This is a genomic window from Nostoc sp. PCC 9305 (genome assembly GCF_963920915.1).
Classification (GTDB): domain Bacteria; phylum Cyanobacteriota; class Cyanobacteriia; order Cyanobacteriales; family Nostocaceae; genus Nostoc.
This window is the reverse complement of sequence record NZ_CAWUDN010000003.1, coordinates 48364-60480: the sequence shown is the minus strand read 5'-3', so window position 1 is coordinate 60480 and position 12117 is coordinate 48364. Positions and strand designations below refer to the sequence as shown.

Here is a 12117-nt window from a genome sequence, read left to right as displayed (position 1 = left end):
TGCAAATATCTCAAATTGGTATAAATATTACCCCTTAAAATTGGGTTGCTTGATTAACATATATTTCAATATTTGTGCCAGCAGGCAAAAACCAAACACCACCTTGTTGAGACATTTGGGCGATCGCTTGTTGATTACGTTGGGCAATTTGGGGTACTACAGAGTTCATACCACCTTCTAGAACCGCAGCTCCAAGATTGCGTCTGTTGTCAGTCTCACTAACAAGGCCAGTGGAGGTGCTGCTGCTGGTATTGTTTGGGTCGTTTTCGGTAGGGTTGGGAGATGTTGATGTTATAGAATATGGCACGAGTTTTGTATCAGGGCGATTTACTAACTCTGCTGCTTTAGCAATACCTCCCAAAACGAATAGTCCTGCATCCATCGAGGCTATAGACGAACTTTGACCGGGATATTTATTTGCGATTAAAGGTTTACCTTGAGTACCGCGAAGAATAATTGCATTGTTGGGTAAGCTTCGTTCTATAGGGTTGCCATTATTTTGCGAGATAACCTTGACTACGTTCATCTGCAAAAGACCTTGTTCGGAAAGCGAACCAATTTCCGCTAGGAATTCGGTGTTTGCAGGTAGAGCGATCGCACCATCGGTAGATTTTAGTGGTTCTTTCAATCGGATTACAAATACGTTTTTCGCTTCATCTGCATCACCACCACCACCTGACTTGTTACTAGTTTCTCCAAAGATTGCTGTCGCCAACACAGCTTTGGCACTACTCCCAACTGCTACAGATTTCTGTCCCTGTGGTTGGGCTTGACTGACGGCAGAATTGTCCTGTTGTGGGGTTTGTGAGGTTTGTTCGGGATTGGAGTCGGGATTGGGGTTTGGTGTCTCTTGCGGTGGCTGCGCATTGTTTGCAGGTTCCAAAGTAGCTATATTACTAGTAGGTTGATTGCTAGGATTGACTTGACCATAGCTACCTAACTTTGCTAACCGTGCCCACTCTTCAAATGGGCTTGGTGGAGTTGGTGGAGTTATATTAACTGCCGATTGAGTGGGGTTCACAACTGGTGGTTGAGGTGATAGCGAAGGTTGAGAAGCAGGGGCAGGAATGAAGCGCTCAACTGTCACTGTCCGAGGGACATAAGCTACTGGTGGGGGTGTTGGGATCGCTTTCTGGCTAACTGAGGGTTGTCGTAAGGCTACTGTCGGCGTTGATTTTGCAATTCTCAGCTGTTGTTGGGCAGCTTTCACCATCTGTGCTTGTTCAGTCAGAGCTAATTTCGTTTTGAGAGTATCTACTTGGGCTTCCATCTGTTGAGATATGGATTCATCAGTGGGCTGCTCTGGCACTGGTGGAGAAACAATATTTTTTGGCTTTTGATTGCTGTTACTCATCAATTGAGACAAAAACACACCACCTACCAAAACGATCGCTAAGGTAGCAGCCCCTACCAAGCCTAACTTGGCAAAAGGATTAGATGAGAGTGCTTGCTTAGTCTGAACTTCTTGTGGTTGAGAAAGTGGCTCTGGCGGCGTTGCAGAGTCTTCCGATCCTTCGGTGTCACTAGAAGAAGATTCTTCTTCAAAGCCGACTAACCTTGACATCCGCGATTCCCAATCTACAGATTCTACTTCTGGTTGGCGATCGTCGGTAGTTAGAGTAAATCCATTTTGGGGAGGCGTTTGGGCAGGAATTGAGTATCGGGTCATGGTAGAGCCTTGTTTGGATTTCCAGAACAATTATTATCTTTAATTTCACATATATTATAAATTTCTAATCTGGCTTCTCCAAGGCGGTAAGCTGCAAACTGCGACGGTAGTGCTGCATTTGGTAGTGAAGTTACAGGTCGATCTATTGCTCTAACTAAAATTTGTTTATTAAAGGAAACTGATTTACCTAATTTATCATAACTGTTAAAAATTAATTGATTGGCTAGTATCTCTACTTGCCACTTTCCATTACTTATTTCTTTCGGTTGAGAAACTTTTTGGATTACTAAGACATTCTCGGCTCCTCTATTAACATTTTCAAATTGGCTATCTGGATTTAAATTAGTAATTTCTGACTTAAGTTTTTCTTTAAAATCATCAGCTACCAGTTGGGAAGTAATTTCCCAGACTTGTGTTGGTGGCTGTTGTTGTGACCAAGTAAGCATTAAACTCATAGTTTCACCCACAAAGCGCCGAATCGTCTCTGGTTGCCGCTCTAAATTGGGTTGGGGGTCTACCGTTATAGAATGACCATCAACAAGTTGCACTAAACTTTGAGGTGTGAGTTGTCGACCTAGCTGTTGTAACATAGACCAGTGAAATATTAGTAGCAACAAGGTAAATAGATGTAAACCAAATGTTCCTACTGCCAACAACGGTAAGGGGCTATTTTTCTTATTTTCTGGTTTGAGTATTTGCATTAATAATAAATCGCATAAAGTGAACTATCTTCACATAAAAAATCGATTATCTGATAAAACTATCAGATGTTTGCCCAGTTCCGCATTGTTTTGATTTATCTGCGTTCCGGTTATAGTCATCTAGCAAACATAAGTTACGAATTTCATAAATTTCTAGTCTATCAGTGCGGACACTATAAATTGCTTTTTGCAAGTCGGTGCTATTGTCGGCTTGGGGATTAGCGAAATAATCTGCTGCACGTACAAGGAAATCTTTATTAAAAGGAGTTATAAGTTTTGCACCACCAACTCGATTCTTTTGAACTAAGTCGGCTACCATACCCACTTGCCACTTACCTGGTGCAATTTGTTTTGGCGGATAAACTCTCTTAATTACTAGTTGTGATGTCATCGCTTGGTTGAGATTTTCCGAGAAAACTTCTGGCGGTGTCATTTCTGCAACTGTGCTTAAGAAACCTTTACGAAAGTCTTCTGATAAGGCAAAACTAGCTACCCAACTGCTGGTACTAATTTTTTGGCTACCACCTTGAGGTGTGTTAATCAGTATTCCTAAATCTGGTTTGGGGTTTGCGACTTCTTCAATATTTTGTGGTGGTAAGGTTCCAGACCAGGTAAACATTGATATCATCGTTTTGCTGATAAATTGGCGAATTGCTTCTGGTTCTCTTGCTAAATCATCAATATTAGCTACTGGTTTGCCATTGATTAATTGTACAAAGTTGGGAGGTTTTCTCAAACTGAGTTGGCGAATATTTAGCCCTTGTAATAAAAATAAAAATAAAACTAATATATGTAAACTGAAGGTTGCGATCGCAAAAAATGTCAAAACACTTCCCGTTCTTTGTCTTTTTTCTAGTAAACGCACCATTTCCTCACCTCCTCCTGCAAAAACTTCAGCTATTGTATATGATGTTTTGCATATACTTACTAGTTACAACACTTGCAACAATGTTATTCATTTTTCATTTATATCCTCTCCTTTACTAAAGAAGCCGTACTGCTGATAGCACTGAAGACTGCAAAACCACCAGCAGCAGCCACAAGTAAAGATAAAATTGGTGCTAAAATTCCCAGAAAAATTATGAACCACATTAAATCTGGATCGACATTAGCATTTTGACCGGGGCCATTGACAATTACTGCGGCAGTCAGCACAGCAATAATATTGAATGAAATTTTGGCGATTCCAATAGATAGAAATCCAGTCAGCCATGCAAAAATCGGTTTACCAGCTACAGGTAGCAAAGATCCACCTACAGCAATTGGCCCTAAAGCTGCTATTAATAACATAGTAGCTTCTATCAAATTCTGGAAGGCATATTGTAAGGAAACTAAAAAGTTTTTGATGCTCGTTTGCACTGTAGAACCTAACAGAGAATTAAAAGAGGTTTCTGATACAATGCCAGTGCCATATCTGATATTATCTACTTTAGTTTGTAGTCTATTTATCCAGCTTTTATTCCCATAAGTATTTCTATATTTCTGCCAGAGAACATTAATTTTTTCGGCAGCTTTCACAAAACATTGATTTTGTTGTTCGCCAGTTAACGATTGGCAAGGACGTAGTAAAGAACCAGCTACTTCTTCAGCAATACTCATATTCAGTGCTTGCTGATATATTTTATCTGCATCTGCTGATACCACTACTTGCTGATTTACAGTGTTTAAAAAATTCCGCACTCCCAGCGTCAGATTAGACAGTATACTTCCATTGCCTGAATTACTTAAAAGTACTACCACAATAAAAGGCCAAATTAAAGCTGATATGGGACGGGTGTATTCGTAGGATATTAAGTCTTTGAGGAATTGTATCATAAAAAATAACAGGGTTCCTACAGCAAAAAAAATACCCAGATTTGTCAGCGCTCCATACAAGTTATTACTGGTGTTATTTTGTAATAAATCCAGCCATTGTTTGTCCCAACCTTCGGCAATACTTTGGGAAGTTGCGGCACCAGTATCGAGAATCTGATCGATGCCTGCTTGGGCAAAAACTAGTTTAATAGCAAGTTGCATTTTGAGTTTATGGACTGTTTTTTAGATTTCCTGTTGGTTGGTTTATCAGAAGTTAAAGGATTTTAAAAGTTGTCTAGAAATTGAGAGTTGTTTTCTTAAAATCCTACTTATTAACTTTTCTGCCAAACAAATCTAGTTGAGAAGTCGCTCGTAAAAGTCGCGCCGCTTCTGTAGATGTTTCTACTCTCCGAGCGCGATTTGCCTCTTCTGTCTGCTGAGAAATGTTTGCTAAATTTAAGTTGGTATATTGCAAAGCCTGATTTGTTTGTAATGTCTGGCCAAATGTTTCAGCTACAATTTTTATTTGTTCCTGTTGAATTTTCATCATTTGCACTTGACTAACACCTAGCAATTCTGCCAATCCAGAAATAGCATTTACTGTTGGTTCAGCGGCTTTAGCTGCATCTCTAGTTGCATTAGCAAGACTGGACTTAATTTTTTCAAAGAATGTATTATTGTTAGTATCTAGTTCCTGGGCAAATCCATCAATATCTTCCAGACTTTTCTCGGTATTTTCTAACTTCGTTTTTGTCCGAATTTGTCCATTTTTACCAAGAACACCTACCGCTACTCCACGAGTAATGATACGATTAAGTTCGCTGCTAACTAAATTTCCCCGCACTGCTGAATTATTCTCAAAACGACTTGATTTCGCATCTGAATTATAAGAGTAGTTAATTATGTCATCACGAATTTTTTGTCCCGCCGCGACGGGGTTAGGTATCTTCAAATCTCCGTTAGCATTATCAATAGCAATTCGACCCTGACTTTGTTCTAAAGGGGTTAAGGTATCCTTCAAATTATATTGAAAGTAATCTTGCATATCTTTAGAATATGATTGAAAGTCACTCCAAACCTGACCTAATCCAGCCGTGTTAACTTGTGCAACTGCTGGTAGTATTGTTAGGGATAGCAAGGTAAAAGTGAAAATGGTAGTTTTTCGCATACATCTGTGCCTGAAAAAGGTAGACTACATTATATAGTGAGATGAAAATTTAACTTTTGAACCGTGCTGATTTTGGATGATAGAATGAGTTTTTTGGTTCAACCCCCGACGCTATTCTAAAATCTCTAAGCTGCAACGCATAATGGGTGCAGTAAATCTAAAAGACGTTGGAAACTAGCTAACATTACGCTATCGTAAATATAATAAAATCCAAACTTGTTTGATTCACTATTAACGACTTACATAACTCGCTTAACTACTACGCAGAGTGGCCACTAATTGACGTGCAAAGGCAGAAATTGCTTCATATTTATCGCTGTGAAGTTGCATCATTTGGCTACGTGCAGTTTGTTCATAAGGGTTATTAGCAACTGCTGCCAATTGTTCGTAACCTGGATAGTAACGGCAGAATGTATAAATGCCGTTATCATCTAATAACCATTGGCTATAAACGCCTTCTTTCCGAGGAAAAAAGCTTTCTGAGGCATTACGAGAAATAACTTGGCGGGGATATTTCAAGATGTCTGCAAAACTATCTACTGCAACTGGCTGAATGCGTCCAATCAACCGTGTTGTCAGGTTTTGCAATATTTTTGATGCAGCTTTAGATTTAGCAATGGTGTCAGGATCTTGTCCTGATAAGATGACTCTGATACCGGCTTTAGCACCGTTCGCACAAATTCTACCAACTAAGTCAGAAATTTGCTCGAACTCAAACAAAATTGGTGCTTCGTCGATAAAGAATATAGAAGCTGGACTACCTAATGCGCGTCGGAGTGCGGCTGAATAAGCACTCAAGGAGAGTACAGCTGCATCTTCACTATCTGATAGGTTTCTGAGAGCAAAAACTAAAAGTTGTGCATCGGTAGGAAAGCTGGATGGTGCAGAAATGGCTTGTCCGACGCGGCTAGAAAGCCAAAAACGTAAGCGTAACTGAATTTGACTCAGGGCATCTTCGACTCTGCCAGTTAATGAACTTAGCTGCAAGTGTTCTGGCGAGCAGAAAAACAGAAAATCCTTTAAAGTGGGGGTTTTCTGCCAAGCAAGAGTGCCAAATCCTCCCTCCATCGCCTGTCGATATCGCTCTTTAATGCCCTCATCTCTAAAGAAGGCTTCTAAAGCCAAGTTGAGCAGCGATCGCACGGTTTGCGATAAAATTTGACTTTCAGTAGACGATCCTAAAACCATTGTCATTAACGCTGATTCGAGGAAGGCGGTATAATCGTTAAAGCGATCGCGCTGTTGTTCTGCTTCTAGCGATCGTAAATCTGGCTGTTCAAATAAGTTATTCGATTGTTTGGAAATATCAAAATAGGCTCCATTCCCCTCCATAAACTCTGTATAATCGGTGAAAGTAGATGTGCCATCAGGTTTAGGGAAATCTAACGCCACAACCGGAATCCCATGCGCTAAAGCCTGAGTTAAAATCCCTGACACCAACACCGATTTACCAGCACGAGTTGTCGCAAACAAAGCTAAATTTTTGTGCTGATTAAATAAATCTAAATGTATGGGTGTTCCACCTTCTTCAGCAATCAACTCAAAGCCTTGTTTGTCACCTTTTTTGGTTAAAACTAGAGGCATTAATCCCGGAACTTCACTGGTTAAATATAGCTGGCGACGGTTGAAGGGTGTTGCTAATAAACCCTCCCAAACTATTGGTAGAGTTTGCAGCCAAATTTTCCAGGCATATTCAGTTTCCCTAATTACTCTGGCTGGACGTTGAAAACAGTTTTCAATATATCTTGTCGCCTCATCTAATTTTTCTAAAGTTGGACGATGTACTAAAATAGCGACACTCGTATAAATCGGGACTGCACCTTCAAATAACTGCTCTTGCGCTGCTACCGACTTCTTCAACTTTAATTGAGCGTTGACATCGATAGTTTTACTTTTTTCTTGAGCCATGATGGTTGTCATGTTTGACTGCTTCAGCACTCGTTGCAGAGTAGTTTTTACCAATGCTGGATTGGCAGCAGTCAACTCGCAAAAAATTTCTGTATCTACTACTGTTTCTCTGGCTAACAGTTCCCATAAATACCGCAGTTGAGACGATTTATTAACCCAACCACCGGGTTTTTCCAGAAATGACAGTGCGCCAATATAACGATTATTAACATTAACCCAGCGGCGATCGGCACAAGGTACACTAGATTCCATCAGCAAAGTTGTGCCGTGGATATTGTCTAGAAGTAATTTAGTACTAGCTAAATCTGAGTTAACTTGTTCGTGTAATCCTTCTTCATCTAAAGTCATTAACTGGGGAATAGCTATTGGCTGCGTATCATTAAACCTTTTCCATATTTCCCCCCAAAGTTCATCAGCATTCAAAGGTTTGACATCCAATCCCATCTTGTTAGATAAGATTTGTTCCCAGCGGAGAAACCCCTGGTTATAAGCATTTGTAATCAGGGTTTCAATACGTTGATTTTCTACTTCTAAAAGATCGCCTTTAAATTTCAACCACCAGGATTCAGCTTTGACTAAAAGCTTTTCTATCCAATCATCTGCGTGTTGCGAGTTAGATTCAATGGTGTAAGTTACATAAATCCGCAAAAATTTAGGTTTACGAATTCCAGAAATAGTCAGTTCTTTAATTCTGGCTCTCTCCGCCATCAACAAATATTTGATGTCTCGCGATGATGTATTTCTAATTAATGTTGCTAACTCTTTTTGGCGCTCTTTATCTGAACTAAAAGAACCCAAGTGTAGAGTCATCCTTTCACCACTAGGAATGTCTTTTAAGCCGGCCTCAATGTTATTAAAAAGTGTATCAATTTGTTCAGGTCTTAAGGTGGTATGAATTCCCTTACAATCAAAACCAAAAACAAAGCAGAACCGATCTTTTTGAGTACCTTTTGTCAACAGGTAAGCGCCAATATCACGTCCATTCATTGCAACACGCAGCATTGTCGCCAAGTGCAAGGCATCTTCAAATGGCGTTAATCTACTTTCATTTCCGGCGATGCCGACGCTTTGTTTTCCGATTTTTTGCTTCATGGTTAACTTCCAGTAAGCTTTGATAACGAGCAAAGCCTCTTGTCCAAGCGGGAACGCCAATAAATTTGCTTAAAAAACTCCAACTCCTACCACCAGTTAAAATCCACCAAGTTCCTATTCCCCAACCAGTCATTAGTACTGTCCACAACCATTTTTGAAACTCTTCTTCAAAAAGACCCCCAAAAATCCCATTGATAATAAAATAGGAGGCTAAGGCAATTACCGTCCAAGGAAGAATTTGATCGGCAGGAATTGGCCCTAATGAAGGTTGACTTCCCAGAACCTGATTGACTGGACGAAATTCTTGTTCCCGCTCTTGAGACATTTGAAATATCTGAATTATTTACTGCTATCGCCAATTACAAAGCGTGTGAGTACATCCGCGATGGTAACAGCAACAACCACTAATAGGGGAGTTCTGGCGATGCTTTGCCAATCTTCATCTTTACGCACTGCATTAATCACACCAACAAGGGAGATTGCAATATAAAGTAAGTAAATTGCCCGTAACACATTAAATATTAAGCTTACTGGTGTGTCGCTAGCACCAGCATTGTTTGCTGTTAAGGTTTTTTTGAAAAACTTTTCAGCTTCCCCAAAAAACTGTGCTTGTGCGGGGGCTGCAAACCAGTCTAACCAATATAAACTCAGAACGATCGCTGCTGCTAAAATTTGTAATAATATTAGCGATCGCTTTGGTAAATTTACTTGCTGACCAATTTGCTGGGTGATAACTGCAATTAAACTACCAACAAGTAAACAAAAGAGCAATATAGGACTTTTGAGGCTGATAACGCTAACTAATACAGCACAAGCAATCAAAAAAGGTACAGATTCAAGCAGAATAGTCAGACAGGATTTAAATGCCAGTCTTAACTTGTGAGATTCTTTCGCCGCACTAACAGTTAAAGCTTTGAAAAAGTTTCTCTCGTGAGAACTTTGTCTAAACATTTGCTAATTTTCCTATGGTGTACTATAAGGTGTCCTTGCTTGTATCAAATTTTACAACTACTACAATTCAACATACTTTAACATCATTTCATTATTAATCAAATTATAAACCTGTAGTAAAGTTCTATATTCTACATCAGTATTCTGAAGTTAAGTTAACATGATATTAAGATTTATCTAAAACTAAATTTCTCTGATTTGAGAAGCTGGATTGCAAATATCGAGATTGAACTGGTAGATTCTTCTCGACTTTGAGAATTTTCTCAATCTTCTCATACAGATAGCCTCGATCGACCAACTTCCAAGCCTTGACTTTCTCCACCTCATAGGTATCTGAGCGAAATGCTATAAATGTTTCAGACTTGTATGTACACCATAGGCTTGCTCTTAGGGCAGACCAAGCGTAGCTTTGGCTCTTTAGGGTTCTTCAGAGCGAACACGATATGAAACAATATTGAGTCACCAAAATTCAAATATCTGTCTTGAAAAGTTTAGATCGATTGTAGAAAAATGGTAGACGTTCAAATGTACGTTTTACCATTTTCTACACGCCGATTAGATTTAGAACTAGATTACAAACTTAAACACAGTTCCTAGATTAGAACTACCGCCAAAAGAGGCAGTACCGTAAAAAGCACCATTTGAGAGCTGAATTAGCGTCGACTCTGGCGTTGCCCCATTAGTACCATTAAAACTAATTAAGCCAGTGATGGTTGCCCCAGTCAGCTGATAGATAACTCCTTTGTTACTTGCCCCACCAGCAGAAGCTGTGCCATAAAAGTTACCATTGCTTGCTTTGATGAGTGCAGCCGTTGGGTTGGCCCCATTAGTGCCATTAAAACTGGCAACTAAAACGGGTGTACCGCCACCAACCGGAACCTTGAATACAGCTCCTTTATTGTTGGCTCCACCCAGTTTAGCGGTGCCATAGAGGAATCCACCAAATTCAATTAATCCAGACTGTGGATTTGCCCCATTGGTGCCACTAAAGCTATATGAAGTCAGTATTCCTGCGGGAGTTAACTTGAATACAACTCCTTTAGCACTTGCTCCACCGGCAGAGGCGCTGCCGTAATAGTTTCCATCGGTAGCCAGTTGCAATCTTGCTAATGGAGTTGCTCCATCAGTACCGCTGAAGCTTCTGATGGTGGTGAGTGCCCCGGTAGTGGGCGAAACCTTGAATATAGTTCCTTTATTATTGGCCCCACCTGTAGAGCTTGTCCCCCACAAATTACCATCAGTACCTGTAATCAGTCGGCCTGCTGGGTTAGCTCCATTAGTGCCTGTAAAATTTGCCAGAGTTGTCAGGGTAGTAAAAGCTGTTTTCGCCAACTTAAACACACTGCCGAGGTCGCTTGTACCGCCTGTAAAGCTTGCCCCATATAAGTTGCCATCGGCTGCTTGAAATAATCTAGCGACTGGATTAGTCCCTTTGTTGATTCCAGAGGTTCCGGTGAAGTTTATCAGTGTGGTCAGAGTAGTGAAAGCAGTAGGAGTTAACTTGAATGCAGTTCCTTTGCCAGAAGTGCCACCAGCAGAAGTAGTTCCATAAAGATTGCCATCAGTACCATTGCCTTTAAGTACACCAGCTCTTGGTGTAGCTCCGTTAGTGCCGTTGAAATTTACAACAGTGGTCAATGTTGCAGCAAAGGCTTGTTGGAAGGGTAGTACTAATGAAGAAGCCAAAACAGTCAAAGAAGTAAAAATCAATACCCTATTTTTGGTCTGGTGTTGTTTGTACAGATTAATCTTGTTCATTGAATACCTCAAAAAAGTTTGGTGGAGACGGAATCGTAGCTAGTTCTAACGGATTTTGTGATGGATGCTACTCATGACTAATACCAATTTGAAAAATGATTGCTACAAAGTAGGAAGCCACTGCTGTCGAAGGGTTTCCCAGCTTTTCTGCGTTTAAGCAAACTACGCCTAACCTCTGCCTTGGGGTGAAGGGAGAAGCAATTGGCGCTAATAAGGACGAAACCCAAAGCCCCAACATCTTGTATATGTTGAGTTTTATCCCGTAATCTACGAGATATTGCTACGACTCAATCTACGTATTGAGCGCATTCTTATCTAAAATTGGTATAATTTGTCGGCTTAGGCATTAACGAGAAAATGCCTTAAATGTTGGTATAGCCCTATTTGAAAAGGACTCAGAAAGCCTGTTTTACCTACACCACAAAAACCGTATTAGCACTGAGTCAATAACGTGAATGGCACGATTAATGATTTCGTTCGGTAGCATAAAGCATTATTTATGTTTTTGATGTCGTGAAAAACACAAAAAACAGGGGAAAATCCACGATTTTGACAGAATATAGCCACAAGACTCAACTGAAAAAGTTCATATAGTGGTTTTTTTGTCAAGCAATCAGTAAACTCTATTAAATACTGATTAAAAGCTCTAAAAAAATCTTAATAAGCAAAATCACATATTAAGTGAAAGGTTTTGATTTTTCTCTGGTGAAAGTAATAAAATTGCTATAAAAACTACTTTTCAAACAACTCTAAATTCCCAAAATATATTTAAGCTTTTTAATCATTTCATAATGGAATCATGACTTAAGCTTTACCTTCACATTATACTGTTGATTCCGTTGGCAAAATTTAACAGCTATGACCTTTAGCAGTTATAAAAAAATCGTGGAAGTCTGAATTTCTTTACTTCGCACTTAGCTGTAGTTTGTAATAAACTGCTGCATATCTACATTAAAGAAATTTATTTCCATAACTCAGATAAAATTGCCATCCTCAATAAGTAAGTGTGTAAAATTAAACATGGCTTTTTAAAAGTGAACAAGAGACTAATAATGGTAATTAAAGGATATTACCTT

10 protein-coding genes are annotated in these 12117 nt (G+C 39.6%); all 10 read right to left on the bottom strand.

The annotated features are described in order from the left end of the window. Positions 1–34 precede the first annotated feature (34 nt). The 10 genes from ACM0OX_RS01785 to ACM0OX_RS01740 all read right to left on the bottom strand — a co-directional run bounded on the left by ACM0OX_RS01785 (position 35) and on the right by ACM0OX_RS01740 (position 11041). Entirely contained in the window at positions 35–1669 is a 1635-nt protein-coding gene (locus ACM0OX_RS01785; RefSeq protein WP_414512573.1) for a hypothetical protein, read from the bottom strand. Further along, positions 1666–2370: a hypothetical protein gene (locus ACM0OX_RS01780; protein ID WP_414512572.1), complete on the bottom strand. Its 705-nt coding sequence runs from the start codon at positions 2368–2370 to the stop codon at positions 1666–1668. The genes ACM0OX_RS01785 and ACM0OX_RS01780 overlap by 4 nt, the downstream gene beginning before the upstream one ends. Before the next feature lie 46 nt (positions 2371–2416). After that, positions 2417–3238, bottom strand: a complete 822-nt coding sequence (locus tag ACM0OX_RS01775) for a hypothetical protein (RefSeq protein WP_414512570.1) — start codon at positions 3236–3238, stop codon at positions 2417–2419. 98 nt (positions 3239–3336) lie between these two features. After that, entirely contained in the window at positions 3337–4386 is a 1050-nt protein-coding gene (locus ACM0OX_RS01770; RefSeq protein WP_414512568.1) for a hypothetical protein, read from the bottom strand. Between the two features lie 103 nt (positions 4387–4489). Beyond that, entirely contained in the window at positions 4490–5332 is an 843-nt protein-coding gene (locus ACM0OX_RS01765; RefSeq protein ID WP_414512567.1) for a hypothetical protein, read from the bottom strand. Between the two features lie 252 nt (positions 5333–5584). Next, on the bottom strand, positions 5585–8332 hold the full coding sequence (locus tag ACM0OX_RS01760) for a hypothetical protein (RefSeq protein WP_414512566.1): 2748 nt from the start codon (positions 8330–8332) through the stop codon (positions 5585–5587). Then, complete coding sequence (locus tag ACM0OX_RS01755) at positions 8286–8657, bottom strand: hypothetical protein (protein WP_099101832.1); 372 nt, start codon at positions 8655–8657, stop codon at positions 8286–8288. The genes ACM0OX_RS01760 and ACM0OX_RS01755 overlap by 47 nt, the downstream gene beginning before the upstream one ends. 14 nt (positions 8658–8671) lie before the next feature. Beyond that, positions 8672–9283 carry a hypothetical protein gene (locus ACM0OX_RS01750; RefSeq protein ID WP_414512564.1) on the bottom strand — a complete coding sequence of 204 codons (612 nt, stop codon included), beginning with the start codon at positions 9281–9283 and terminating at the stop codon, positions 8672–8674. A 166-nt stretch (positions 9284–9449) separates the two neighbouring features. Next, positions 9450–9605 (bottom strand): hypothetical protein, encoded by a 156-nt coding sequence (locus tag ACM0OX_RS01745; protein ID WP_414512562.1) that lies wholly within the window; start codon positions 9603–9605, stop codon positions 9450–9452. A 245-nt stretch (positions 9606–9850) separates the two neighbouring features. Continuing rightward, entirely contained in the window at positions 9851–11041 is a 1191-nt protein-coding gene (locus ACM0OX_RS01740; RefSeq protein WP_414512561.1) for a choice-of-anchor tandem repeat GloVer-containing protein, read from the bottom strand. Between the last annotated feature and the right edge of the window lie 1076 nt (positions 11042–12117).